The organism is Altererythrobacter sp. H2, from assembly GCF_035319885.1.
Classification (GTDB): Bacteria; Pseudomonadota; Alphaproteobacteria; order Sphingomonadales; family Sphingomonadaceae; genus 34-65-8.
This window is the reverse complement of the sequence record NZ_CP141285.1, coordinates 2,222,189-2,248,593: the sequence shown is the minus strand read 5'-3', so window position 1 is coordinate 2,248,593 and position 26,405 is coordinate 2,222,189. Positions and strand designations below refer to the sequence as shown.

The 26,405-nt window shown below is 64.7% G+C and carries 21 protein-coding genes, 1 tRNA gene and 1 pseudogene; 8 read left to right on the top strand and 15 right to left on the bottom strand.

The features are described 5' to 3' along the window. Nucleotides 1–29 precede the first annotated feature (29 nt). From U4960_RS11165 to U4960_RS11150, 4 genes are read left to right on the top strand one after another with little or no spacing between them, the layout of a single operon-like run. On the top strand, nucleotides 30–1,274 hold the full coding sequence (locus U4960_RS11165; RefSeq protein WP_324260712.1) for a putative DNA modification/repair radical SAM protein: 1,245 nt from the start codon (nucleotides 30–32) through the stop codon (nucleotides 1,272–1,274). After that, entirely contained in the window at nucleotides 1,271–2,752 is a 1,482-nt protein-coding gene (locus tag U4960_RS11160) for a UdgX family uracil-DNA binding protein (RefSeq protein WP_324260711.1), read from the top strand. The genes U4960_RS11165 and U4960_RS11160 overlap by 4 nt, the downstream gene beginning before the upstream one ends. A 1-nt stretch (nucleotide 2,753) precedes the next feature. Continuing rightward, nucleotides 2,754–6,503 (top strand): error-prone DNA polymerase, encoded by a 3,750-nt coding sequence (locus U4960_RS11155; RefSeq protein ID WP_324260710.1) that lies wholly within the window; start codon nucleotides 2,754–2,756, stop codon nucleotides 6,501–6,503. 2 nt (nucleotides 6,504–6,505) lie between these two features. Continuing rightward, the gene (locus U4960_RS11150) at nucleotides 6,506–7,228 is read left to right on the top strand and encodes an extensin family protein (protein ID WP_324260709.1); all 723 of its coding nucleotides are present in this window, start codon (nucleotides 6,506–6,508) and stop codon (nucleotides 7,226–7,228) included. Between the two features lie 28 nt (nucleotides 7,229–7,256). Here the strand turns inward: U4960_RS11150 and phoB are convergent, their stop codons facing one another. From phoB to recJ, 8 genes are all read right to left on the bottom strand, one after another. Further along, nucleotides 7,257–7,943: a phosphate regulon transcriptional regulator PhoB gene (gene phoB, locus U4960_RS11145; RefSeq protein WP_324260708.1), complete on the bottom strand. Its 687-nt coding sequence runs from the start codon at nucleotides 7,941–7,943 to the stop codon at nucleotides 7,257–7,259. 48 nt (nucleotides 7,944–7,991) lie between these two features. Further along, nucleotides 7,992–8,660 carry a phosphate signaling complex protein PhoU gene (gene phoU, locus U4960_RS11140; protein WP_324260707.1) on the bottom strand — a complete coding sequence of 223 codons (669 nt, stop codon included), beginning with the start codon at nucleotides 8,658–8,660 and terminating at the stop codon, nucleotides 7,992–7,994. Nucleotides 8,661–8,673: 13 nt separating this feature from the next. Continuing rightward, the gene (gene pstB, locus U4960_RS11135; RefSeq protein WP_324263095.1) at nucleotides 8,674–9,420 is read right to left on the bottom strand and encodes a phosphate ABC transporter ATP-binding protein PstB; all 747 of its coding nucleotides are present in this window, start codon (nucleotides 9,418–9,420) and stop codon (nucleotides 8,674–8,676) included. Nucleotides 9,421–9,458: 38 nt separating this feature from the next. Beyond that, complete coding sequence (pstA, locus tag U4960_RS11130; protein WP_324260706.1) at nucleotides 9,459–10,709, bottom strand: phosphate ABC transporter permease PstA; 1,251 nt, start codon at nucleotides 10,707–10,709, stop codon at nucleotides 9,459–9,461. After that, a complete protein-coding gene (gene pstC / locus U4960_RS11125) occupies nucleotides 10,702–12,087 on the bottom strand; it encodes a phosphate ABC transporter permease subunit PstC (protein WP_324260705.1) in 1,386 nt (461 codons plus the stop codon). Before pstC ends, pstA begins: the two co-directional genes overlap by 8 nt. Nucleotides 12,088–12,237: 150 nt before the next feature. Beyond that, entirely contained in the window at nucleotides 12,238–13,434 is a 1,197-nt protein-coding gene (locus U4960_RS11120; RefSeq protein WP_324263094.1) for a sensor histidine kinase, read from the bottom strand. Nucleotides 13,435–13,527: 93 nt separating this feature from the next. Beyond that, nucleotides 13,528–13,602 (bottom strand) — tRNA-Glu (locus U4960_RS11115). A gap of 92 nt (nucleotides 13,603–13,694) precedes the next feature. Next, nucleotides 13,695–15,482: a single-stranded-DNA-specific exonuclease RecJ gene (gene recJ / locus U4960_RS11110; RefSeq protein ID WP_324260704.1), complete on the bottom strand. Its 1,788-nt coding sequence runs from the start codon at nucleotides 15,480–15,482 to the stop codon at nucleotides 13,695–13,697. A gap of 80 nt (nucleotides 15,483–15,562) precedes the next feature. Here recJ and U4960_RS11105 point away from each other — a divergent pair, with 80 nt between their 5' ends. Next, nucleotides 15,563–16,054, top strand: a complete 492-nt coding sequence (locus U4960_RS11105; protein ID WP_324260703.1) for a flavodoxin family protein — start codon at nucleotides 15,563–15,565, stop codon at nucleotides 16,052–16,054. 52 nt (nucleotides 16,055–16,106) lie between these two features. Beyond that, on the top strand, nucleotides 16,107–16,937 hold the full coding sequence (locus U4960_RS11100; RefSeq protein ID WP_324260702.1) for a hypothetical protein: 831 nt from the start codon (nucleotides 16,107–16,109) through the stop codon (nucleotides 16,935–16,937). Between the two features lie 14 nt (nucleotides 16,938–16,951). Here U4960_RS11100 and U4960_RS11095 read toward each other — a convergent pair whose 3' ends face one another. The 3 genes from U4960_RS11095 to leuA all read right to left on the bottom strand — a co-directional run bounded on the left by U4960_RS11095 (nucleotide 16,952) and on the right by leuA (nucleotide 20,850). Continuing rightward, nucleotides 16,952–17,923 (bottom strand): NAD(P)H-dependent flavin oxidoreductase, encoded by a 972-nt coding sequence (locus U4960_RS11095; protein WP_324260701.1) that lies wholly within the window; start codon nucleotides 17,921–17,923, stop codon nucleotides 16,952–16,954. Between the two features lie 76 nt (nucleotides 17,924–17,999). After that, nucleotides 18,000–19,049 (bottom strand): amidohydrolase family protein, encoded by a 1,050-nt coding sequence (locus U4960_RS11090; protein ID WP_324260700.1) that lies wholly within the window; start codon nucleotides 19,047–19,049, stop codon nucleotides 18,000–18,002. A gap of 121 nt (nucleotides 19,050–19,170) precedes the next feature. Further along, complete coding sequence (gene leuA / locus U4960_RS11085; RefSeq protein WP_324260699.1) at nucleotides 19,171–20,850, bottom strand: 2-isopropylmalate synthase; 1,680 nt, start codon at nucleotides 20,848–20,850, stop codon at nucleotides 19,171–19,173. A 236-nt stretch (nucleotides 20,851–21,086) separates the two neighbouring features. On the opposite strand from leuA, the gene U4960_RS11080 reads away from it, so the two are divergent. Continuing rightward, entirely contained in the window at nucleotides 21,087–21,527 is a 441-nt protein-coding gene (locus tag U4960_RS11080; RefSeq protein ID WP_324260698.1) for a PaaI family thioesterase, read from the top strand. Then, nucleotides 21,524–22,645, top strand: a complete 1,122-nt coding sequence (locus U4960_RS11075) for an epoxide hydrolase family protein (RefSeq protein WP_324260697.1) — start codon at nucleotides 21,524–21,526, stop codon at nucleotides 22,643–22,645. The genes U4960_RS11080 and U4960_RS11075 overlap by 4 nt, the downstream gene beginning before the upstream one ends. A 34-nt stretch (nucleotides 22,646–22,679) precedes the next feature. Here the strand turns inward: U4960_RS11075 and ilvC are convergent, their stop codons facing one another. From ilvC to ilvB, 4 genes and pseudogenes are all read right to left on the bottom strand, one after another. After that, the gene (ilvC, locus tag U4960_RS11070; protein WP_324260696.1) at nucleotides 22,680–23,699 is read right to left on the bottom strand and encodes a ketol-acid reductoisomerase; all 1,020 of its coding nucleotides are present in this window, start codon (nucleotides 23,697–23,699) and stop codon (nucleotides 22,680–22,682) included. A 9-nt stretch (nucleotides 23,700–23,708) separates the two neighbouring features. Next, the gene (locus U4960_RS11065) at nucleotides 23,709–24,095 is read right to left on the bottom strand and encodes a winged helix-turn-helix domain-containing protein (RefSeq protein WP_324263093.1); all 387 of its coding nucleotides are present in this window, start codon (nucleotides 24,093–24,095) and stop codon (nucleotides 23,709–23,711) included. Beyond that, nucleotides 24,075–24,587 (bottom strand): annotated as a pseudogene (gene ilvN, locus U4960_RS11060) (acetolactate synthase small subunit); the annotation flags it as partial. The pseudogene ilvN and the gene U4960_RS11065, both read right to left, overlap by 21 nt. Before the next feature lie 13 nt (nucleotides 24,588–24,600). Next, nucleotides 24,601–26,361, bottom strand: coding sequence for a biosynthetic-type acetolactate synthase large subunit (gene ilvB, locus U4960_RS11055; protein ID WP_324260695.1), 1,761 nt, complete (start codon nucleotides 26,359–26,361; stop codon nucleotides 24,601–24,603). Between the last annotated feature and the right edge of the window lie 44 nt (nucleotides 26,362–26,405).

The following is a 26,405-nucleotide window of genomic DNA, read 5'->3' as shown; positions in this document are numbered from 1 at the left end:
AATTCAGCATCGGAACATATAAAGAACAAATGTCGTCTCTCACCACTCTCCAGAAGCTCGAAATCCTCGCCGATGCGGCGAAATACGATGCCTCTTGCGCCTCGTCCGGCACGGCCAAGCGCAACTCCCTGGGCGGAAAAGGGATTGGCTCGACCGAGGGGATGGGCATCTGCCATGCCTATGCACCCGATGGCCGGTGCATCTCGCTGCTCAAGATCCTGCTGACCAACCACTGCGTGTTCGACTGCCATTACTGCGTCAACCGCAAGAGCAGCAACGTGCGCCGCGCGCGCTTCACTCCGCAGGAAGTGGTCGACCTGACGCTGAGCTTCTACCGCCGCAACTATATCGAGGGGCTGTTCCTCTCCTCCGGCATCGTGAAGAGCTCCAGCCACACCATGGAGCAGCTGGTAGAAGTGGCCCGTATCCTGCGGGAGGAGCACGACTTTCGCGGCTACATCCACTTGAAGACTATTCCCGAGGCAGACCCGCAGCTGGTCCACCAGGCGGGCCTCTATGCTGACCGGGTGTCGATCAATGTCGAGCTGCCGACCGATGCCGGGCTGGTCCGCCTGGCGCCGGACAAGAGCGCGCGCCAGATCGAAGGGGCGATGGGCAAGCTCAGGAGCGACATCGTCGAGGCCAAGGATGCGCGCAAACGCTTTCGCCACGCCCCGCGATTTGCCCCCGCGGGCCAGTCGACCCAGATGATCGTCGGTGCCGATGCTGCGACCGATGCCGATATCGTCGGCAAGGCCAGCCGCCTCTATGACAATTTCCGCCTGCGCCGGGTCTATTACAGTGCCTTCAGCCCCATTCCCGATGCCAGCGCCGTATTGCCGCTGAAGCGCCCGCCGCTGATCCGCGAGCACCGGCTCTACCAGTCGGACTGGCTGATGCGGTTCTATGGTTACCAGCCCGCCGAGGTAATGCAGGCGACCGAGGCCGACGGGATGCTGCCGCTCGATATCGATCCCAAGCTGGCCTGGGCGCTGAAATTCCGCGAGGCTTTCCCGGTCGATGTCAACCGCGCGGGGCGCGAGCAGCTGCTGCGGGTGCCGGGGCTGGGCGTCAAGGCGGTCCAGCGGATCCTCGCCAGTCGCCGCCACCGTACCTTGCGGCTGGACGACGTGGCGCGGCTGACCCAGTCGATTGCCAAGGTCCGCCCGTTCATCTGTACGCTTGACTGGCGCCCGGTCACGCTGACCGACCGCGCCGACCTGCGCGCGCTGCTGGCACCCAGGCAGGAACAGCTGGAACTGTTCGCGGCATGACCGCGCTTCAGCATCTCGCTGCCGGCAGCCACTATGCCGTGCACCTGCCTGAGCCGGACGATTTCGACCTGTGGCGGGAACGGGCGCGGGCGCTGGTGCAGGCCGACGTCCCACCCGATCGGGTCATGTGGGCCGAGCCGGGCGGGGTGGGGGACCTGTTCGCGTACGAGGGACCGGCCAATGCCGCGCTGCGCCTGCCCGCTCCCCCTCGCGACGCCTCGCCGGTGCGCGCCAGCCGCCGGTTTGTCGAGCTGGCGAAGAACGTGGTGCTGCACAAGGACCCCGCGCGCTTCGGCCTGCTCTACCGTCTGCTATGGCGGCTCCAGCGCAGTCCGGGGATCATGGAGGACAAGGCAGACCTTGACGTGCGGCGGGCCGAGGATCTGGCCAAGGCCGTGCGGCGCGACATTCACAAGATGCGCGCCTTCCTGCGTTTCAGGCTGGTGGAATCAGACGAAGCCGAAGTGGGTGAACACTATGTCGCCTGGTTCGAGCCGGAGCATCATATCCTGCGCGCCAATGCGGCCTTCTTTGTCCGCCGTTTCGCCTCGATGCGCTGGTCGATCCTGACCCCGCAAGGCTGCCTGCACTGGGATGGCGCGGTGCTGGAAGAGGGGCCACCGGCCCAGCATAGCGATGCCCCGGAAGGCGATCCGGCAGAGGATCTGTGGCGCACGTACTATGCATCGATTTTCAACCCGGCACGTTTGAAGATCGGGGCCATGCTGAAGGAAATGCCCCGCAAGTACTGGAAGAATATGCCCGAGGCTGCGCTCATCCCTGAGCTGATCGCCGGGGCGCAGGCCCGGGAATCGCGCATGGTGGCAGCCGGAAGCAGCGAGTTTGGCGAACGGCCTGCCACCCTGGCGGCGCTGGGAGAGGGGATTCACGCCTGCCGCGCCTGCCCGATCGGGGCGCTCGAAAACCGGGCAGTGGCAGGCGAGGGGGCGCGCGGTAACGATCATGGATTTTCCGGGCTGATGATCGTCGGCGAACAGCCGGGCGACCAGGAGGATGAGGCCGGGCGCCCGTTCGTTGGCCCGGCGGGGCAGGTGCTGGACCGGCATCTCGCTGCAGCCGGGATCGACCGGAGCGCGGCTTATGTCACCAACGCGGTCAAGCATTTCAAGTATGTGGTGCGGGGTTCTGGGCGCGGCAAGCGGCGGCTGCACCAGTCGCCCACCGCAAAGGAAATCGACACCTGCCGCTGGTGGCTGGAGAGTGAGCGCGCGCTGGTGCGGCCCCGGCTGGTGCTGGCGCTGGGGGCCAGTGCGGCGCGGGCGCTGCTGGGGCGCACGGTCAGCGTCGGGCGTGAGCGTGGCCAGGCGATCCCGCTGGAGGACGGCAGCGAGCTGTGGCTGACGGTCCACCCGTCCTACCTCCTCCGGCTCGAGGGGGAGGCGCAGGCCGAGCAGGAGCGGCATTTTGCCGGGGATCTCGCGCAAGTGGCCGCGCGGCTGGCGGAGCTGGAGGGGTGACGTGCCCGACGCCCCGCTCACTCCAGACAAGCGCCGGATCGAGGTTGATCCTGACTCCATAGCGCCGCCATCCCCCAGCCCGTTTGTGGAGCTGGGGCTGGTATCGTGCTTTAGCTTCCTGCGCGGCGCGTCGGACGCGGTCGATCTGGTCACAGCGGCGCGCACGCTCGGCTATGATGCGATCGGGATTGCCGATGCCAATTCGATGGCCGGAGTGGTGCGGCTGCATGGCGAGGCCAGGACCCTGCGGCTGCGCCCGGTGATCGGGTGCCGGATCGAGACGGTCGAGGGGCTGGCCTTCCTCGCCTATCCGGTGGACCGCACCGCCTATGGCCGCCTGTGCCGCCTGATCAGCGCCGGGCGGATGCGTACACTCGGTGGAGAATGGCAGGCCAAGGGTGCGTGCGACATTTCGCTCGCGATGCTGGCAGAGCATTCGGCCAAGGAAGGTGAGGGGCATGTTCAACTGGTGCTCCTGCCGCCGGACGATCTCGACGGGCAGTTTACCATCGCCGTGCCGAGCAATGTCGTACCCTTTCCTGTTTCTCGCAGAGACGCAGAGGAGAAGGGAGACGCGGAGACATCCTTCGTGCCGAAGGCACCTTCGCTGGCCGCATCGTTGCCTCTGTCGGAGCCGTTTGAAGAGGAGAGCGGCTGCGCCGCAAGCGCGGCCTCTCTGCGTCTCTCTTCTTCCCTGCGGCCTCTGCGTGAAACCACTTCTCTAACCGCTTCATTCGCAGAGCTTATTCCCCATATCGCCCGCCAGCTTCCCAGCTTGCGCCACCTTGCGGCGAGCTATCTCTACTCCGGCGATGACATGGCCCGGATCGACCGGCTCGATGCGCTGGCGCGGGCGCACGGCCTCGGTCTGCTGGCAACCAACGATGTGCGCTATGCCACCCCGGACCGCCGCCCGCTGCATGACGTGATGACCGCGATCCGCCACAAGACGACCGTGGCTCAGGCCGGGCATCTGTTGCTCGCCAATGCCGAGCGGCACCTGAAATCGCCTGCCGAGATGGCCCGCCTGTTCGCGCGCTGGTCCCATGCCATCGCAGCGGCGCGGCAGGTGGCGGATGCCTGCACCTTCAGCCTCGATGAACTGCGCTATGAATACCCGCAGGAAGCCTGGCCCGGCGGCATGACGCCACAGCAATACCTTGAAAAATCGACTTTTGAGGGTGCAGACTGGCGCTGGCCAGAGGGCGTGCCGGAGGCTGTGCGGAACACGCTGGAGCGCGAACTGGCACTGATCGATAAGCTCGACCTGGCCCGCTACTTCCTGACCATCCGCGATATCGTGGACTACGCGCGCGGGGTCGATCCACCGATCCTGTGCCAGGGGCGGGGCAGTGCGGCCAATTCGGCGGTGTGTTACTGCCTCGGCATCACATCGGTCGATCCGGCCAGGCACCAACTGCTGTTTGACCGGTTCATCTCCGAAGAGCGCAAGGAGCCGCCCGATATCGACGTCGATTTCGAGCATGAGCGGCGCGAGGAAGTGATCCAGCACATCTACCGCAAGTACGGCCGCCACCGCGCCGGGCTGTGCGCGACGGTGATCCACTACCGCCCGCGCATGGCCGTCCGTGAGGTCGGCAAGGCGATGGGGCTGAGCGAGGATGTCACCAGCGCTCTCGCGCGCACCGTCTGGGGCGGGTGGGGGCGCGAGATTGGGGAGAAGCATGTTGCCGAGGCCGGGCTTGATCTCAATGATCCTTACTTGCGGCGTGTTCTCAAGCTGACTGAGCAACTTATTGGAATGCCAAGGCACCTTTCCCAGCATGTCGGCGGGTTTATCCTCACCGAAGGGGCGCTGACCGAGACCGTGCCGATCGGCAACGGTGCCATGGCGGACCGCAGTTTCATCGAATGGGACAAGGACGATATCGAGGCGCTGGGCATCCTCAAGGTCGACGTGCTGGCATTGGGGATGCTGACCTGTATCAGGAAATGCCTCGATCTGCTTGAAAAGCATCATGGAAAGGCGCTGACGCTGGCCACGGTCCCGCGCGAGGATCCCGTCACCTACGCCATGCTGCGCAAGGGAGATTCGCTCGGCGTGTTCCAGGTCGAAAGCCGGGCGCAGATGAACATGCTGCCGCGCCTTAAACCACGCGAGTTCTATGACCTGGTCATCCAGGTGGCCATCGTGCGGCCAGGGCCGATACAGGGGGATATGGTCCACCCCTATCTCAAGCGGCGGCGCGGGGCGGAGGCCGTCCAGATCCCGGCACCCGCGCCCGAGCACGGCCCGCCGGACGAGCTGACCAGCATCCTGGGCCGCACCCTGGGGGTGCCGATCTTCCAGGAGCAGGCGATGAAGATCGCGCTCGACGCGGCGAAGTTCTCCAGCCGCGAGGCCAACCGGCTGAGGAAAGCAATGGCCACCTTCCGCAGCCGCGGCATGGTCGATGAACTGCAGGACATGATGGTCGAACGCATGGTGGCCCGCGGCTATGACCGCGACTTTGCCCAGAGGTGCTTCAACCAGATCCGGGGATTCGGCGAATATGGCTTCCCGGAAAGCCACGCGGCCAGTTTCGCGCACCTCGTCTACGTGTCGAGCTGGCTCAAATGCCATTTCCCAGCGGCGTTCGCGGCGGCGCTGCTTAATTCGCAGCCGATGGGGTTTTACGCGCCCGCGCAGATCGTGCGCGACGCGGCGGAGCACGGGGTGCCGGTGCTGCCGGTGGATGTGAACTGTTCGGCCTGGGACTGCTCCCTGGAGGAATTGGTTTCTCGCAGAGACGCAGAGGAAAGAGAGACAGAAAAAAGCTTGGCTCCTGCGGCAAAGCGGCATTCCACTTATCACTGTGCGCCGGACCGAACGCTTGCTGATACTGACTGTGCCTTCGGCACGTGCGACATCTCCGCGTCTCCCTTCTCCTCTGCCTCTCTGCGAGAAACAAAAATCGCCCTTCGTCTCGGCTTGCGGCAGATCGATGGTCTCCCGGAGCATGTCGCCGCACGGCTCGTGGCTGAGCGTGACGTCAATGGGCCGTTCTCTGACGTCACGGAGCTGCGTGACCGGGCAGGGCTGTCACCGGCGCATATCGAGCGGCTGGCCAGTGCCGATGCCTTCGGGTCGCTCGGCCTTACCCGGCGGCAGGCGCTGTGGGACGCGCGCAGCCTGATCGCTGCGCCAGACCTGCCGCTGTTCGCTCATGCCCGTGCGCGCGATGAGGGGGCAGAGCGTGCGGTAACCCGGCTGCCCACCATGGCGCCGAGTGAGGAAGTGGTGGCCGATTACCAGACCACTCGCCTCAGCCTGAAGGCCCATCCGCTGGCGTTCCTGCGCCCCATCCTGGCCGAGCGCGGGTTCGTGAAAGCGGCTGACCTGCGCGCGCGCAAGCATCGGGCGATGGTGCAGGTGGCGGGCGTGGTGCTGATCCGTCAGCGCCCGGGATCGGCCAAGGGGGTGTGCTTCATCACGCTGGAGGACGAGACCGGGGTGGTCAATCTGGTGATCTGGCCGGACCTGATGGAGAAGCAGCGCAAGGTCATCATGGGCGCGCGGCTGATGGAAGTGCGCGGGCGGGTGGAGTACGATGATGAGGTGATCCACGTCATCGCCCAGCACCTGACCGATGCCACAGCTGCGCTCCACGCGCTCGCAGACGACCTTCTGCCCGCTTCGCTTGCCCGCGCCGACGAGGTGAACCGGCCGCTGGAAGGCCGCACCGGCACACGTTCTGGCGGGCATCCCCGCGATGTGCGGATCATTCCGCCCTCCCGCGACTTCCATTGAGTATGAAGCTGCGCACCACCATCGGCAGGTTTGTGCTCGACCGCCGCCTGATCGGGCTGCTTGTTCTGGCCGCATTCGCCCTGGCGGCGCGGGGGTGGCTGCACGACCATCCTCAGCACAACCCCTGGGCGCCGCTGGAGATTGATCATCCGCCGGGCTGGGCAACCGCCACCAAGATCAGCGCCCTGCGCAGCGACCTGTCGGCTTGCCGCGCTGTGCTCGAACGCGGCGAGGTGGCGTTTACGGCACTGCCTCCGGCTGGCGAAGGCCAATGCGCGCGCTTCGACAGAACCGCGCTGACCGGCCTTTCACTCGCCCCGTCGGGCCCGCAGATGACCTGCCCGGTCGCAACCGGCCTGGCCTTGTGGCTGCGCCATTCGGTCAACCCGGCGGCCGAGAACATCCTGGGCTCCCCCGTCCGCAGGATCGAGCACCTCGGCACCTGGAGCTGCCGCCGGATCGGCGGCGGCGAGCAGGGCAACTGGAGCGAACATGCCACCGGCAATGCGATCGATATTGCCGCGTTCGTGCTCGAAGACGGGCGCCGGATCAGTGTGCTGGCGGACTGGGGCGGGAGCCCGGAAGAGCAGGCCTTCCTGCGCCAGGTGCGGGACGGCGCCTGCGGCAGCTTCGCGACCGTACTATCGCCGGATTACAACGCTGCCCACGCCGATCACTTCCACTTCGATCAGGCCGAGCGGATGATCGGCGGCGTGTGCCGATAGGCACCCTGACCGGCAAGCTGGGCGCAAGTCAGGCTTCGATCGAATAGCCGGCGGACCGGACGGTGCGGACCGGGTCTTTCGCGCCCTCGATCTCCAGCGCCTTGCGCAAACGGCGGATGTGCACGTCAACCGTGCGCAGCTCGATATCGCTTCCGGTGCCCCAGACCCCGTCCAGCAACTGGTTCCGGCTGAACACCCGGCCCGGGTTTTCCATCAGGAACTTGAGCAGACGGTATTCGGTCGGCCCCATCCGCAGGGTACGGCCGCGCCGCTCGACCTTGTGCGCCACCGGGTCGAGAACGATGTCGCCGACGGTGATCGATTCGCCTGCAAGCGCGGGTCGGATGCGGCGCATCACTGCGGCCACGCGCGCAAGCAGTTCACGCGGACTGAAGGGCTTGGTCAGGTAATCGTCGGCGCCGGTCTCCAGCCCGCGCACCCGGTCATCTTCGGATTCGCGCGCGGTCAGCATGATGATCGGGACATGGGCGGCCTGCTTGTCGCGGCGCAGGCGGCGGCAGACCTCGATGCCGCTGGTGCCCTCGATCATCCAGTCAAGGATGATGAGATCGGGCGTGTCTTCTGCCACCATGACCAGCGCTTCATCGCCATCGGCGGTCACGCGCACGTCATAGCCTTCTTTCTCGAACCGGAATTCGAGCAATTCGGCAAGGGAGGGGTCGTCCTCGACCAGGAGCAGCTTGGCGGCGGTCATGATGTCGTCTTAACCCCCGCAATATTACACCTTCACGACAAAAGCGTGTCAGGCGTCCTCGTCAGTGGGATAATTCCCGGTGGCGGCAAAGTGAACCATCTCGGCCACATTGGTCGCATGGTCGCCGATCCGCTCGATGTTGCGGGCCACGAACAGCAGCTGTGCACCGGCTGAAATCGTTGCCGGGTTTTCGACCATGTGAGTCACGACATTGCGGAAGATCGAGTTGTAGAAGGCATCGACCTTTTCGTCGGTGGCGATCACTTCGCGCGCGAGGGAGGCATCGCGGGCCGCATAGGCGGTCAGCACATCGTGCACCATTTCGCCCGCAACGTCAGCCATGGCCGGAAGCAGGGTGAGCGGCTCGAACTTCTTGCGATCCCCGATGACCCGGCTCGCCTTGGCGATATTCTTCGAATAGTCGCCGATCCGCTCCACCACGCCGGCAATCTTGAGTGCCGCGATCACTTCACGCAGGTCATCCGCCATTGGCGCGCGCAGAGCGATGATCCTGACCGAAAGCTTGTCGACCTCGCTCTCGAGTGCGTCGATCTTCTTGTCGCCGCGAATGACCTTTTCCGCCAGTTCGTCGTCACCCTTGACGAGTGCGTCCATCGCCTCCTGCAGCGCGACTTCGGCCAGACCGCCCATTTCGGCGATCAGGCCACGCAGCCGGGTAATGTCCTCATCGAACGCCTTGACGGTGTGTTCTGCCATAAAAATCCGTATCTTAGCCGTATCGGCCGGTGATGTAGTCCTTGGTCCGCTCTTCCAGCGGGTTGGTGAATATGTCCGTAGTACGACCATACTCTACCATCTTCCCGAGATGGAAAAAGGCGGTTCGTTGCGAAACCCGCGCCGCTTGCTGCATCGAGTGGGTCACGATCACGATAGCGTATCTACCGCTGAGTTCGTCGATCAGTTCCTCGATTTTCGCGGTGGCGATCGGATCGAGCGCAGAACAGGGTTCGTCCATCAGGATCACCTCGGGATCGACCGCAATGGCGCGGGCAATGCACAGGCGCTGCTGCTGCCCGCCAGACAGGGCGGTGCCGCTATCCGACAGCCGGTCCTTCACCTCTTCCCACAGGCCGGCGCGGCGGAGCGAGGTCTCGACGATTTCGTCAAGCTTGGCCTTGTTTTCCGCCAGTCCGTGGATGCCCGGGCCATAGGCTATGTTGTCATAGATCGACTTGGGGAAGGGGTTGGGCTTCTGGAACACCATCCCCACCCGGGCGCGCAGTTGCACCACGTCCATGCCAGAGCGGTAGATGTCCTCTCCGTCGAGCGTGATCTCGCCTTCCACGCGGGCCGAGGCGATCGTGTCGTTCATCCGGTTGAGCGCGCGCAGGAAGGTGGATTTGCCGCAGCCTGACGGGCCGATGAAGGCGGTGACGTACTTGGTCGGAATGTTGATCGACACCTCGTCGATCGCCTTCTTGTCCCCATAATAGATGGAGACGTTGCGGGCGCTCATCTTGGCGTCGGAATCTTCCAGATTGGGATGGACTACTGTCACCACTTTTTCTCGAATCGGTTGCGGAGGTAGATGGCGAGGCCGTTCATCAGCAGCAGGAACACCAGCAGTACGATGATAGCAGCCGAAGTGCGTTCGACGAAGCCCTGGTTGACCTCGTCCGACCACAGGAAGATCTGTACCGGAAGAACAGTGGCCGGCGAAGTGAAACCGTCCGGCGGGGTGGCGATGAAGGCGCGCATCCCGATCATCAGCAGCGGGGCGGTTTCGCCCAGGGCGCGCGCCATGCCGATGATGGTCCCGGTCAGGATGCCGGGCAAGGCAAGCGGCAGGACATGGTGGAACACCACCTGCACGGGAGACGCGCCAATTGCGAGCGCACCATCGCGGATCGATGGCGGCACCGCCTTGATGGCATTGCGGCCGGAAATCACGATCACCGGCATGGTCATCAGCGCCAGGGTCAGGCCGCCGATCAGAGGTGCCGAGCGGTAGGTCGGGAAAATCCACAGGAATACCGCCAGACCGAGCAGGCCGAAGATGATCGATGGCACAGCCGCCAGGTTGTTGATCGATACCTCGATCAGGTCGGTCCAGCGGTTCTTGGGGGCATATTCCTCAAGGTACAGCGCGGCCATGACCCCGATCGGAAACGCCAGCAGCAGCGTGACGAACATGGTCAGCATCGAGCCCTGGAGCGCCCCCCAGATGCCGACCTGTTGCGGGTCGGTCGCGTCGGAACGCTGGAGAAATCCGAAGTCGAAATTGCGTGCGAGCTTGCCTTCGCTTTCCAGCCGGCTGGCCAGCTGGCTGTCCTCAGGACTTCCCTCCCCACGCATCGCGGCAGCGAGAGCCGAGCTTGCGGGCAGGTTGAAGGTGGTGGTTCCGCGCAGAAGCTCCGGATCAGCCACCACGGCTTCGGCCACCTCGCGCCAGGCGTTGGCCGCCAGTTCCTCCGCTCCGTCTGATCCAAGCGCCTGCTCGGCATAGAAATCGACCACCTGGGGCAGACCCTGCGTCTCGAGCGCGCTGACCCCGGCGCGGCCCGACAGGGTGGTGGCATCCCCGGCGATTCCGGCTTCGGCAAAGTTGATCGGCACGGTCAGTTCGGACCGCTGGAAACCGCCGATGCCGTTGATCGTCATTGATACCAGTAGGAAAGCCAGCACGGCCAGTGAGAAGACAATGGCGGACAGGCCGATGACGCGGAACCGGCGCTCAGCCGCGTAGCGCTGCTTGAGGCGCGCCTCGAAGGCCGGAGTGCGGGTATGGGCGACACGCTCAGTCATATGCTTCGCGGAACCTCTTGACGACGCGCAAGGCGATGAAATTGAGTGCGAGCGTGACCATGAACAGGACGAAGCCCAGCGCAAAGGCGCTGAGCGTGGCCGGATGGTCGAAACTGCCTTCGCCGGTCAGCATCGCGACGATCTGTACCGTCACGGTGGTCATCGCTTCCAGCGGGTTGGCGCTGAGGTTGGCGGCGGTCGACGCCGCCATGACCACGATCATGGTTTCGCCAATCGCCCGGCTGATGGCGAGCATGACGCCCGCGACGATCCCCGGCAGCGCTGCCGGGATCAGCACCCGGCGGATTGTTTCGGACGTCGTCGCGCCCATCGCGAGGCTGCCATCTCGCATGGCCTGGGGCACGGCGGTAATCGAATCGTCAGCCATCGAGGAGACGAACGGGATGATCATCACCCCCATCACAACGCCGGCCGCCAGTGCGCTTTCGCTCGACGGGTTGGACATGCCCGCTGCCAGCGCGAGATCGCGGATGGCCGGCGCAACGGTCAGTGCGGCGAAATAGCCGTAGACGACAGTGGGTACGCCGGCGAGGATTTCCAGCATCGGCTTGACCCAGGCGCGGACCCGCGGATCGGCATATTGGGTGAGATAGATTGCGCTCATCAGGCCGAGCGGAATGGCGACGATCATGGCGATGATCGCGCCGATGAAGATGGTGCCCCAAAACAGCGGGATGGCGCCGTAACGCGATCCGTCGGGACTTTCAGCATTGGCCATCGGGTCCGGGGCCCAATGGGTGCCGAACAGGAAATCGATCGGGCTGACCATGCCGAAGAAACGCGCCGTTTCGAACACAAGGCTGGCGAAGATGCCCAGCGTGGTCAGGATCGCCACCAGCGAGGCCACCAGCAGGAGCACCATCACCGCACGTTCGACCCGTGTCCGTGCCGTAAAACCCGGGTTGAGGCGCAGGAATGCCCAGGCACCGGCGGCAAAGGCGATCAGCACGGTCACAGCCATGCCGATCAGATTAAACTGCCCGATCGCCTCGCGAAAAGGTTCGATCAGACCCTGCGCTTCGGGATTGAAGACGGCCGGGGCGGCACCTGTCGCCACGGCGCGGGCCTCGGCCAGGATCGAGTCGCGCTTGAAGCCGAACTCGGGCAGCAGGTTGGCTGCATCGCTCGCCAGCACTGACTGGAGCACCAGTTGCGGCGCGACATTCGACCAGATCGTCAGAAACACCAGCGCAGGCACGGCCACCCACAGGGCAACGTACCATGCGTGGTAATTGGGCAGGGACTTCAGCGCGCGGGCGCCGTGTTCGCGCTGGAACGACCATGCCCGGGCGCGTGCAGCCAGCCAGGCGGCCAGGGCAAGCCCCAGTACCAGCAGAAGGAGGAGGGTCACAGACATCAGGCGATGGTTATCCCTTGCGCAACCCGGGTTGCGCAGGCGGTGGCTGTCGTGCTGGTGAGGCGAAATTCGGAAAAGGTCATCAGGCTCACGATTGCTGCGACGGGAGCGAATCCGCCCACTCGTCCGTGCTGATAGTGGATGACACTATCATGACAAGGGTTCCGCATCCGCCTTTACCACCGGAAAGCGAACCGTCACACTGGTTCCGTCACCGAGGACACTTGCAATGTCCAATCGTGCGCGATGCCGCTCCGCGATATGCTTCACGATGGCAAGGCCCAGACCCGTCCCGCCCGAGGCACGGCTCCGGCCAGGATCGGTGCGATAGAAGCGCCGGGTAAGGTGGGGCAGGTGTTCGGGCGCAATGCCATCACCGAAATCGCGCACGGTCAGACGGGCATCGCCGCTCGGGGCTTCGTCGAGCGTGACCACCACCGATTCGCTGTCCGCGCCATACTTCAAGGCGTTATCGACCAGATTGCGCACCAGCTGCTCGATCTGGCGCGGGTCACCTTCGATGGAGAAATCCTGCTCCCCCTCGATCAGCAGGCGGTGCTGCCGGTCAGGCCCGGCGGCGTCCTTTGCAGCCCGCACCACGTGCTGGCGAAGCGCAATCGTCTGCCCCGGCGCATCGTGTTTTTCCGCTTCGACGCGGGAGAGGGACATAAGGTCGCTGACCAGGCTTTGCAGGCGGTTGGCTTCGGACAGGATCGTCTTGAGAAAACGCGCACGCGTATCGGAAGAAAGATCGCCATCATCTTCCATCAGCGTCTCGACATAGCCGATGATCGAAGCCAGCGGGGTGCGCAGTTCGTGGCTGGCATTGGCGACGAAATCCGTGTGGGCGCGGCTGATATCCGCCTCGCCGGTCATGTTGACCAGCTCCACCACGCTCAGGGTCTCGGACAGGAGCTGCAGGTTGAGCCGCCAGATGTCGCGGCGGCGGACCAGCCCCCGGACGGTGGCAGAGCCGTTCTTCGCACGGTCGAGCAGTTTGATCGCGGCAGGCTGGCGGAACACCACACGTGCATCCTGGCCCAGGATATGCTGCCCCAGTGCTTCGCGGGCACTGCGGTTGGCCACCGTGACCCGGCCTTTTTCGACCAGCAGGACAGGCGCGCTGGAGTTCTCGATCAGCCCGCTCATCCGGTCACGGCTGATGGGGGGATCGTCGGTCCGTTCGCGCGCGGGCGGGGGATTGCTGCCGGCCAGCCACAGCGTGCCCAGCCAGACCAGCAGGATCACCGCGCTCAGCCACAGCCCGACCCCGGCGGCCCAGATGGAAACCGCGGTCAGCAGCGCAATCAGCAGGCCTGCCAGGGGAAGGGGCGAGCGGGGCTCCATCACGGGGCGCTTTAGCCATTGGAACATGACTGCGCCAAGACAGAATCGCCTTGGCTCTTGTCAGTTGCAGAAATGCCGGGATTTGCGCCACCGTGGTGACCCCTACGGGAATCGAACCCGTGTTTCAGCCGTGAAAGGGCCGCGTCCTAACCGCTAGACGAAGGGGCCAGTGCCGATATCGGCCGGTGGCGTGGCGGGGCCATTAGCATGCGGCGCGCACCGGTCAACCCCGCATTGCCGCCGCTCTTCACAAAGTCGTCTCAATCGGCCCAGGCCGCGTCTTCCAGATGAAGCTCCGCTGCCGGGCGGCTGCCCCAATCGTCCAGCTTGACCCGTCCGGCCAGCCACAGCGGCCGGTTGCGGGCACCATGCAGCAATGTCTGGCCCAGTTCGGTTTCAGCCGCGCGAAAGGCAATCGCCTTGAACGAGCGCCCGTCCTTGCCGCCGGCGATCAGGCGGAGATGATCTGTCCCGACGATGTCGGCCTTGATCAGCCGCACCGGCCCCACGGCAACGCGCGGGCCGGGCCAGCCAACACCATACGGCCCCGCGCTTTCCAGCGATTCGACCAGCTCGGGCGTCAACCCACCCGGGGCAAGGGCAAGGTCGCACGCGACGATCTGTTCTGCCACTGCCCGTTCGACCGCGCGGGACAGGTGCGAATCGATCCAGTCCGTGAATTCGCCGAGACGCTCGGCTGAAATGGTAAGTCCGGCTGCCATGGCATGTCCGCCGCCAGCCACCAGCAGGCCTTGCTCGCGCGCGGCGATGATGGCTGCGCCAAGGTCGACGCCGGATATGGAACGACCGGAGCCTTTGCCGAGTTTGCCGTCATCATCGAGCGCGATCACCAGCGATGGCTTGCCGGTTTTCTCCTTGATCCTTCCGGCCACGATCCCGATCACCCCGGGGTGCCAGCCGCGCCCGGATACCAGATGCACGGCTCGATTGTGCTGGCCCGTCAGCTGCGCCTCGGCCGCTTCCTGCACAGCCGCTTCGATCATCCGGCGTTCCTCGTTCAGGACGGAGAGCTGGGCCGCGATGGCCTGCGCCTCGCCGGGATCTTCAGTGGTCAGCAGGCGCACCCCCAGGGTCGATTCGCCAACCCGTCCGCCGGCGTTGATTCGGGGGCCCAGGGCAAAGCCCAGATCGCTACACTTGGGCGCGCGGGTCAGGCGGCTGGCGTCAATCAGTGCCGCCATCCCGGTGCCTTCGCGGCGGGCCATCACCTTGAGGCCCTGGGCCACGAAAGCGCGGTTCAAGCCGTGCAGGGCCGCGACATCCGCTACCGTGCCCAGCGCCACCAGATCGAGCAGGCCCATCAGCGACGGTTCCTTGCGTTCGCTGAAATATCCGCGCTGGCGCAGCGTCCTCACCAGCGCCACCGCCAGCAGGAAAGCGACGCCCACAGCCGCCAGATGGCCATGCGCGGCACCTTCGTCGCACTCATCGAGCCGGTTGGGATTGACCAGAGCCGCAGCGCGCGGGAGCTCAGGCGAGCATTTGTGGTGATCGACCACGATCACGTCGACCCCGGCGTCATGCGCCATCTGCAGTGCCTCGTGCGCCATTGCGCCGCAATCGACCGTGACGATCAGGCTGCTGCCGTCCTGTGCAATGCGGACCAGCGCCTCGCCTGAGGGGCCGTATCCCTCCAGCAGGCGGTCGGGGATGTAGTAGCGGGCGTCGTGGCCCAGCATCCGCAGCAGGCGGATCATCAGCGCGGCGCTGGTTGCGCCATCGACATCGTAATCACCATAGACGGTGACGGTTTCGCCGGTGAGAACAGCCTGTGCGAGGCGCTCGGCGGCGGAGTCCATGTCGCGGAACAGCGAAGGGTCAGGCAGGAAATCGCGCAAGGTGGGATTGCGGTGCCGCTCGATATCGTCCGGCGCCACCCCGCGCGAAAGCAGCAGCTGGCGCACGATGTCATTGCCGAGGTCCCGGGCGTCGGCGCCCAGTTCCATGTTACCGCCCCGCCAGTGCCAGGCCTTGCCCGTGATCGAGCGCGAGACACCGAAAACAGGGGCGATGGAGCGAGAGGCCATGGCGACCCTCTAGCCCGGCTTGCGCCAACGGGCAAACGCGGGGCGGTTGACAAGTGGTAGCATCGAACGAAGCTCGGCGGATGGGAAAGACCGATCCGCACCTCCTGATCGCATGGCACAGCCGGACCGGTGCATCGCAGGCGCTGGCTCAGGCTGCTGCCAGCGGTGCCGGGGAGAGGGCGCGCCTGATTGCCTGCGACCGGGTCGCGTTTGACGATTTCCTCGCCGCGTCCGGATACCTGTTCGTCTGCCCCGAAAACCTGGGCACGATGAGCGGCTTGATGAAGGACATGTTCGACCGGTGCTATTACCCGGTGCTGGGCCGGATCGAGGGGCGGGGCTATGCCACGATCATCGCCGCCGGGTCGGACGGCGAGGGCGCACAGCGCCAGATCGACCGCATCGCAACAGGCTGGCGCCTGAGGCGGATTGCCGAGCCGGCCATTGTCAATCTCGCCGCGCAAACGCCGGAAGCCATTCTGGCGCGGAAAATCGTGCCGCCCCGCGATCTGGCCCACGCACGTGATCTCGGGGCAGGTTTCGCGGCGGCTCTGGAACAGGGAATCTTTTGAAAAATCGCCTCGATTTCGGAGGTTTCGTCGGCCGCAGGACTCGACGGGGGCATTGAATCGCGGCAAGAAAACCCCGGTTATCGAGCACGAGGGGTGCACCATCATCGCCAGCGGGGGAACATCGGACGGATCTGACCCCAAGTCCGGACTCTGGCTTCATTTCATGGCCGGGACTGATGCCGGTCACGAGACATTGCGGCAGGCGTTTGCGAGGCACGGGCCAGAATTGCTGAGTCACGACTTCGGGCCGGTTACCGGCATTTCCGATCAATCGGGCGAGCTGCGGCCCGCCTTTGAGCTCCTGCTCGATGGTTTGACGTATGACGCCTGTCTGACCCATGTGAAACGAACGAAAGGCGGGCCGGTGTACGAGTCCCGGCCGGACATCCTGCCCCGCGATATGTCGGCAGTGGCCTTAAGGCTGGTTCCCGGCCCGCATCTCGACGGTGCCCCGCACAGCCTGCCGGTCGTGCGTGGGCAGTTCCGTCTGGCCATGCGCCTGTGCACTGTGCTTCCGGGCGTTCTGGCCGCCGGGTGGGGCCCATCGGCTTCGCTTGTCAGCCGGGAGGCTTTCTGCGCCCTGGTGGCGGGATGGGAGAAAGGTGGCCCGATTCCCTCCCCGGGCCTTGTCACTTTCCGGAGCGCGATGGGGCACGCCCTCCAGAGCCGCGGGCTGGCGTTTTTTACCGGCCAGGAGCTGCGGATCGAGGCTGATCTGGTGACCGATCCCGGCTACGCCGCGCGCCTTGGCTTGCGGCTGGCCGAAATGCTGATCCACCGGGGGCGCGTGTTCGAAGCGGAGCTGTTCACCGGTCCATCAGGGGAACAGGTGCGGATCGAACCGTCCGCGAACGGGCGGTTCGTCCGGGCCTGGTCAAACTGACTGAGGCAGCCTGATCAGCCGCCGGTGCGGGCCTTGAGCTGGGCAAGGCCGTCCCGATATTCACGCTCGAACCGGTCGACCATGTCGGCCACCGTGCCGACCTGCTTGATGGCACCAATTCCCTGGCCCGAGCCCCAGATGTCTTTCCACGCCTTGGCCTTGGTGTTGCCGCCGCTGCCGAAGTTCATCTTGCTGGGATCGCTGACCGGCAGGTTGTCCGGGTCCATCCCTGCTGCCTCGATCGAGTTGCGCAGGTAGTTGCCGTGCACTCCGGTGAACAGGTTGGTGTAGACGATGCCTTCCGCGCTGCTCTCCACGATCGCCTGCTTGTAGCGTTCATCAGCGTTGGCTTCCTTCGTCGCGATGAAGGCGCTTCCGGCATAGGCAAAGTCGGCGCGCAAGGCTTGCGCTGCAAGGATCGAATAACCGTTGGCAATCGAGCCCGACAGGGCAACCAGGCCGCTGAACCATTCACGGATTTCTGCCATCAGCGCGAACGGAGACTGCGCCCCGGCGTGGCCACCAGCACCCGCCGCGACCGGAATAAGCCCGTCCGCACCCTTCTCGATTGCCTTGCGGGCAAAGCGGTTGTTGATCACGTCGTGCATCGTGATCCCGCCCCATTTGCGCACAGCCTGGAAGATTTCCTCGCGCGCGCCGAGCGAGGTGATGATCATCGGCACCTGCCACTTCTCGCAAGTCGCCATATCGGCATCCACGCGGTCGTTGGTCTTGTGGATGATCTGGTTCACGGCGAACGGAGCCGCAGGGCGATCCGGATTGTCGCGATTATGCTGGGCCAGTTCTTCGGTGATCTGGTGGAGCCACTCATCGAGCTGCGACTGGGGCCGCGCGTTCAGGGCCGGGAAGCTGCCGATAATCCCCGCCTTGCACTGCGCGATCACCAGTTCCGGGCCGGACACGATGAACAGCGGGCTGCCGATCAGCGGGAGGCGCAGGCGGTCGAACGGGGCGGGGAGGGGCATCGCGGTCTCCTTGACGTTTACGTTATCGGCAAGCCGCATATGATGCCCTTGCGCCGCTGTCGAGGGGGCACAAATGTTAGGCGGGGGGAAGGATATCTTCGATCCCGTAGAACCGTGCCGCCGTGCCAGCGAACAGCGCACGCTTCTCGTCCGCCGAATGGGCGTGGGCGAGGCGCTTGAAGGCGTTCCACAGCACCGGGTAACTCGCCCCCCAGTGATCGACCGGGTAGTTGCTTTCGAACATCGCCCGCTCCGGACCGAAGGCATCGATGCAGGTCTCGATATAGGGACGCCACATGGCGGCCAGCGTTTCCGAGCCAAGCCCGGCGGCCGGGCCCTGTTCGGGCATCCCGCAAAAGGCCATGGCCAGGCCGCCCAGCTTCACCGTCACGTTTTCGCACTGCGCCAGTTCACGGATGGCATGGCGCCAGAGGTCGAACCGCTCATGCAGCTTGCCGTGGTAGCAGGCTACATTGAGCGGGGTGCCGCAGTGGTCGAGACAGATCGGCTGGTCGGGAAAAGCCCGGGCGAGATCGATCACGTCACCGATTTGGGGCTCCAGCACCCAGGCATCGAAGGTGAGCCCGCGCTTGCCGAGTTCGGCGAACCCCTGGCGGAACGTGGCATCACGGTAGAGCTCGCCCGGTGCATGGAACGGCGGGCCGAGCACCTCTGGGTCGGCATCCCACGCCCCCTGGTGGCGGATACCTTTGAAGCGACCGTTTCCGGCGGCTTCCAGCGCCTCAAGCACGTGGCCGACGCGGTCCCCCAGCAGCAGGTTCGCATGGCCGACAATCCCGGCGCAGGCGCGCAAGTCGCCATAGAGACCGCTGGCCGATTGTGCGGCGACGCCGTTCACATACTCGACCTCGCCCGTAACCTTCAGGTCTTCGCCGCGATCCGCATTATAGAACGCGCCGCATTCCATGAACACGGTGCCGATCACGTTGTGGCCGGTCGTCACGTCAGCCTGAAGCTCATTGAACGTGTAGTAGGGCTTCTGAGCAATCGCGGCGATGAAGTGGTGCCGGGGCTCGGGAAAGTGGGGAATCAGTGGCCGCAGATCCCACAGGTGGTGGTGCGGATCGATGATCGGCAATTGCGGTTCGAGGATCTCTTCGGTCATCTGTATTCAGCCTCCCCACTGACGTTGCGGGAAGGTGGAACACACAGGGGCCGGTTCTGGCAAGGAAAATGGTTGCCGCGATTGCAGGACCAGATGGCCCCGCCATCGCTGGCCAACCTCACTACCGGGCAACTGCTCCGTTCGCCGCGCTCAGCACCGCACGAACGCTGGCGGTGGCAACGTCCTCGTCAATGCCGACACCCCACACGGCGCGTCCCTCTCCGTCACGGCATTCGAGATAGGCAGCGGCACGCGCATCCGTGCCTGTGCCGAGCGCGTGCTCGGTGTAGTCGAGCACCTCCAGATCGACCCCGAAGTGCTCGCGGATCGTGCCGACAACCGATGAAATCAGGCCGTTGCCGCGCCCTGAGACGCTCTGCGCCTTGCCCTCGACTTCGATCTTGCCGGCGAACACCCGGGTGCCGTCAGAGGCCCGGCTTTCCTCGTACTCGACCAGCTGGAAGTGCTTGGGATAGGTCTGCACGTGATAGGTGCGCTTGAAGGTTTCCCAGATGTCGGCAGCGTTGAGCTCCCGGCCCAGTTCGTCCGCCACCCGCTGGACATGGCGCGAAAAATCGGCCTGCAGCTTCTTGGGCAGTTTCAGGCCCTGGTCCTGCTCCAGCACCCAGGCAAACCCGCCCTTGCCGGATTGGGAGTTGACCCGGATGACCGCTTCGTAGCTGCGGCCAAGGTCAGCCGGGTCGATCGGCAGGTAGGGGACGCGCCAGATCTCGTCGTTCTGGGTGGCGCCAGCCTCGAAGCCCTTCTTGATCGCATCCTGATGGCTGCCTGAAAAGGCGGTGTAGACCAGCTCGCCGCCATAGGGGTGGCGCTGGTGGACGGGGATCTGGTTGCAATACTCCACCGTCTCGATCACCCGGTCGATGTCGGAGAAATCCAGACCCGGATCAACGCCTTGAGTGTACATGTTGAGAGCCATGGTGACGAGACAGCAGTTGCCGGTCCGTTCGCCATTGCCGAACAGGCAACCTTCCACCCGGTCTGCGCCGGCCATCAGCCCCAGTTCCGCCGCCGCCACGCCCGTGCCGCGATCGTTGTGGGTGTGGAGCGAAATCACCGCGCTTTCGCGGTTCGGCAAGTGGCGGATGAAGTACTCGATCTGGTCGGCGTAAATGTTGGGCGTTGCCGCCTCCACCGTTGCCGGCAGGTTGAGGATGATCGGATGCTCGGGGGTGGGCTGCAAAATCGACATCACCGCTTCACAGACCTCGATGCTGAAGTCGAGTTCGGCAGTCGAAAAGGTTTCCGGGCTGTACTGGAAATGCCAGTCCGTGCCGGGCCGTTTACCGGCCTCGTCGCGCATCACCTTTGCCCCGGTGCGGGCGATCTCGATCACCTCGGCCTTGCTCATGCGGAACACGATATCGCGCCAGGCCGGGCTTACAGCATTGTAAAGGTGAACGATTGCCGCCCGTGCTCCTTCGAGGCTGGCAAAGCTGGTGCGGATCAGATCCTCACGGCTCTGGGTGAGGACCTGCACCATAACATCGTCGGGAATACGGCCAGAGCGGACCAGCCCCTGGATGAAATCGAATTCGGTCGCCCCGGCACTGGGGAAGCCGACTTCGATCTCCTTGAGCCCCACTTCCACCAGCAGGTCGAAGAACCGGTTCTTCTTCACTGCGTCCATCGGATCGATGATCGACTGGTTGCCATCGCGCAGATCGGTGCTGAGCCAGCGCGGTGGGGTGGTGATGGTGCGGGCAGGCCACTGGCGGTTTTCCAGCGGCACTTGCGGAAAGGCGCAGTACTTCGACGCCGGGTGCTTGAGCATGGTCATGGGTGATGGTCTTCGGATCAGGTCAGGTCAGGATTGGCGGCTCGGTTCCCTTGGGCGACCGGCGCGCCGCTCAGGCCACGCCGCAGGTCACGCCCAAGGGCGTGTAAGTCGCAGAAGCAGGGCCGGACCGGTGATCATGGCTCAAGCCTATGCTGGCACAATCGCAGCTTGTAAAGCCCCGCCGCGCGCGGCATCGCTCGGAAAATTGCGCGAATACGGTGCAAAAGGGGAGGAATATGGCCGAAGCGGCAGTGCCAGCAGACGTTTTGTACGAAACGATGGGGTTGGAACGGATCGTCAGCATGGACCCGGCGGGCCGGGCAGTGATCGAGTACAAAGCCGGGCCACATATGTGCCATTCCGGCGGGGTGGTGCAGGGCGGCTTCGTCACCGGGTGGATTGATGCGGCCATGGCCCACGCCGCGATTGCGCTGAACGGCCCTGACGTGACCCCGATGTCGCTTGAACTCAAGGTCAGCTTCTTTGCCCCGACCCGCCCAGGCCCGGTGATCGCGGAAGGTTGGGTGGTGCGCCACGGGCGCCGCACCTGCTTTTACGAAGGCGAACTGCGTAGCGCGGACGGAACCGTTCTCGCCAAGGCCAGCAGCACGATCATGCTGGCCGACCGGCGCAAGGTTGAGGCGGCGGCGCAGGCTGCAACAGGAGAACAGGCATGAGCGAGGTCCGGCCCTTCTACCTCGATATTCCGCAAGCGGAGATCAACGACCTCCATCGCCGCCTCGACACGGCGCGCTGGCCGGAAAAGGAGCCGGTGGACGACTGGAGCCAGGGCACGCCGCTGGCCACCTTGCGTGAACTGGTTGACCACTGGCGCAACCATTATGACTGGCGTGCGTGCGAGGCGCGGCTCAACGCATTCGGCCAGTATGTGACCGAGATTGACGGGCTCGACATTCACTTCCTCCACGTCCGCTCTCCGCGCGCGGATGCTGTGCCGCTGGTGATGACCCATGGCTGGCCCGGCTCGGTGATCGAGTTTCTCGAGGCGATCCCGCTGCTGACCGAGCCTGAAGAAGGCATGGCGTTCCACGTCGTCGCACCGTCGCTGCCGGGGTACGGGTTTTCCGGAAAGCCGGCAAAGGCCGGATGGGGCGTGGAAAAGATCGGCGCTGCCTGGGGCAAGCTGATGGCGCGGCTTGGGTATGACCGCTGGGTGGCGCAAGGCGGGGACTGGGGCTCGGTCGTCACCACCATGATCGGGCGGCAAGCCCCGGCGGGTTGCGCAGGTATCCATGTCAACATGCCGCTTGGCCGCCCGACCCCGGAAGATATGCAGAGCAATGACCCGGCCGTGCTGTCGGCCTTGCAGCGGCTCGGTCATTATCAGGAATGGGATTCCGGCTACTCCAAGCAGCAGGGCACCCGGCCGCAGACGATCGGCTATTCGCTGGTCGATTCACCGGTCGGGCTGGCCGGCTGGATCCTCGAGAAAATCCATGCCTGGACCGACAACGACGGCTCGCCGTTCGATGCCCTGTCCAAGGACCAGATCTGCGACAACCTGATGCTTTACTGGCTGCCTGCCACCGGCGCCTCGGCAGCGCGGCTTTACTGGGAGAGCTTCAGCAAGGTTGGCGAAGGGGTGGTGCAGCTTCCTGCCGGGGCGAGCGCGTTTCCCCGGGAAGTCATCCCCGCCCCGCGCGCGTGGGCGGAGCGGGGGATGCCCAATCTCATCTACTGGAACGACCTCGACAAGGGCGGGCACTTCGCCGCTTGGGAGCAACCGGAAGTGTTCGCAGCTGAACTTCGGGCGTGCTTCGGCAAAATGCTATGAGCCTCTCCCCGGATGGGGAGAGGCCAGATGCAGCTCAGTTCTTCGACTTGTCGACCAGCGCGTTCTTGCCGATCCACGGCATCATCGCGCGCAGTTTGGCCCCGGTCTGCTCGATCGGGTGCGCTTCGGCGGCCTTGCGGGCGGCCTTCAGCTCCGGCTGGCCGGCGCGGTTGTCGAGCACGAAGTTCTTCACGAACCGGCCTGACTGGATGTCGGCCAGCACGCGCTTCATTTCCGCCTTGGTCTCGTCCGTGATGATCCGCGGGCCGGTCGTAATGTCGCCATATTCGGCGGTGTTGCTGATCGAATAGCGCATGTTGGCGATGCCGCCTTCGTAAAGCAGGTCCACGATCAGCTTGGTTTCGTGCAAGCACTCGAAATAGGCCATTTCTGGCGCGTAACCGGCCTCGACCAGGGTTTCGAACCCGGCCTGGATCAGGTGGGTGATCCCTCCGCACAGCACGGCCTGCTCACCGAACAGGTCGGTCTCGCACTCTTCCTTGAAGTTGGTCTCGATCACGCCCGAGCGGCCGCCGCCGACGCCGCTGGCATAGGCCAGCGCCACGTCATGCGCGTTGCCGGTCGCATCTTGGTGGATCGCGATCAGGCAGGGCACGCCGCCGCCCTTCTGGTATTCGCTGCGGACGGTGTGGCCCGGACCCTTGGGCGCGATCATGATGACGTCGATATCGGCGGGCGGTTCGATCAGGCCGAAGTGGACGTTGAGCCCGTGAGCGAAGGCAAGCGCGGCGCCCGGCTTCATGTTGCCCTTTAGGTCGTTTTCCCAGATCGCCGCCTGATGCTCGTCCGGCGCGAGGATCATGAGGACGTCTGCCCATTCGGCGGCGGCCTTGTTGCTCAGGACCTTGAATCCGGCGGCTTCGGCCTTCTTCGCGGTGGCCGAGCCTTGGCGCAGCGCGATGGCGACATTGGCCACGCCGCTGTCACGCAGGTTCTGCGCATGGGCATGGCCCTGGCTGCCATAGCCGAGGATGGCGATGTTCTTGCCGGTGATCAGGTTCAGGTCGGCATCGGCGTCGTAGTAAACTTTCATTGCTCTATCCTACTTGAAAAGCTTCCAAAATCCGTGACGGCTGTTGTCCAGCAAGCCACGGTCAACAAGTTCTTTCCGCGCCCACTGAACGCGATTTTCCCAATGGTTCCGACCGTCATTCATTGCGGCAGACAGAGCCGCGGACGTTAGTCCGAAATGATCTGACAGTGCGGAGTAGGTCACACTTGGTTTGATCCAGTCGTTTTGACGATAAAGAAAGGCGAGTAGGGCATCGGTGACATCACTTTGTCCTGGTAGTCCTACGTCATCGAGGGGTCTGCCGTGCGTTCGCCCCGCCAACGGTGAGACAGTGACCTCATCGGGTTGCTTTGGCGTTTCGCTAATCGGACTTTGCGAGTTGAACCTGGGAGTATCGGCCCCCTGCGCCCCGCGCATCATGCCCACGATCCCGGTCCGGCCCACCTCGACCAGCCCCAACTGCCGCATCAGGGCGATGAAGCTGTCGAGCTTGTCCGGCGGTCCGGTGATTTCGAAGATGAAGCTTTCGGTGGTGGTGTCGACCGGTCGGGCGCGGAAGATGTCTGCCAGCCGCAGCGCCTCGACCCGCTTCTCTCCCGTGCCGGCGACCTTGACCAGCGCAAGCTCGCGCTCGACGTGCGGGCCTTCCTCGGTCAGGTCCACCACCTTGTGTACCGGCACCAGTCGTTCGAGCTGGGCCTGGATCTGGTCGATCACCGCCGGCGGCCCGTTGGTGACGATGGTGATCCGGCTTACCGCATGGTCATCGGAGATGTCGGCCACGGTCAGGCTGTCGATGTTGTAGCCGCGCGCGGTGAACAGCCCGGCGATCTTGGCCAGGATACCCGCCTCGTTATCGACCGTGATGGCGAGCACGTGGCGCTCGGCACTCTGTTGCTTGATTTTCATTAGACCAGAGCCCCTAAACCAAAGCCTTCGCTTCGTCGTCCATCGTCCCTTCGACATGGTCGCCATAGAGCAGCATGTCGGTGTGGGCCGCGCCGCTGGGGATCATCGGGAAGCAGTTGGCGCTTTTCGACACCATGCAATCGACGATCACCGGGCCATCGTGCGCCAGCATCGCCTCGATTCCGGCATCGAGCTGGCTTTCGTCCTCGATCCGGATGCCCTTCCAGCCGTAGGCTTCAGCCAGCTTGACGAAATCGGGCAGGCTGTCGCTGTAGGAATTGGAATAACGGCTCTCATAGGTCAGTTCCTGCCATTGGCGGACCATGCCCATGTATTCGTTGTTGAGGATGAACACCTTGACCGGCAGGCGATACTGGCTGGCGGTGCCGAGTTCCTGGATGTTCATCTGGATGCTCGCTTCACCCGCAATGTCGATCACCAGCCGCCCCGGATTGCCGAGCTGCGCGCCGATTGCGGCGGGCAGGCCATAGCCCATGGTGCCAAGCCCGCCGCTGGTGAGCCAGCGGTTGGGGCCGAAGAAGCCGAAATACTGCGCCGCCCACATCTGGTGCTGGCCGACTTCGGTGGTGATGACCGGATCAGCCGTGCGGGTGAGCGCGAACAGGCGCTCGACCGCCCTTTGCGGCATCAATTCGCCTTTGCGGTCAGGATAGGCGAGGCTTTCGCGGGCCCGCCATCCTGCGACGCGCGCTTTCCATTCGCCCAGGTCCTGCGCCTTGCGGCCACCCCACGCGGCGATCAGCTGTTCCAGCACCGTGGCGCAATCGCCCACGATCGGCACGTCCACCGCCACCGTCTTGTTGATCGAAGACCGGTCAATATCGATGTGGATCTTCTTCGAATCCGGGCTGAATGCGTCGAGCCTTCCAGTGACCCGGTCATCGAAGCGCGCGCCGACGCACAGCATAACGTCGCACCGGTTCATCGCCATGTTCGCTTCAAAGGTCCCGTGCATGCCCAGCATCCCGAGCCAGTCGGGATGGTCGGCCGGGAACGCGCCAAGGCCCATCAAGGTGGAGGTCACCGGCGCGCCGGTCAGCGCCTGCAACTGGCGCAGCAGCTCGCTGGCGCGCGGGCCGGAATTGATCACGCCGCCACCAGTGTACAGGATTGGCCGCTCCGCACGGACGAGCAGTTCGATCGCTTCAGCAATGCGTGCCTCTGCGCCCGCCATCTGCGGCTGATAGCGCGCGGTGGCCGGCACGACCTTGCCGCGGCCGGATGCGGCCATCGCAATCTGCACATCCTTGGGAATGTCGATCAGCACCGGGCCGGGGCGGCCGGTGGTGGCGATGCGAAACGCCTCTTCAATCACGGACTGCAGTTCGTCCGGATCTTTGACCAGATAGTTGTGCTTGGTGCAGTGGCGCGTGATTCCGATCGTATCGGCTTCCTGGAACGCATCGGTCCCGATCAGCGCAGTCGGTACCTGGCCGGTGATGACCACCATCGGGATCGAGTCCATGAAGGCGTCGGCGATGCCGGTCACCGCATTGGTTGCGCCCGGGCCGGAGGTGACGAGGACGACGCCCGGCTTGCCAGTGGAGCGGGCATAGCCTTCGGCGGCATGGGCTGCACCTGCTTCGTGCCGGACGAGGATGTGGCGGATGCGCTGATCAGAGAACAGCTCGTCATAGATCGGCAGCACTGCCCCGCCGGGATAGCCGAACACGAACTCCACGCCTTGCGCTGCCAGGCAATCGACCAGCAGCGCCGCTCCGCATCTTTCCTGTCGCTGCTCTCCAGCCGACATTGCAACCTCCACATAAACATAACCCGGCGCGAGGCCGCACCGGG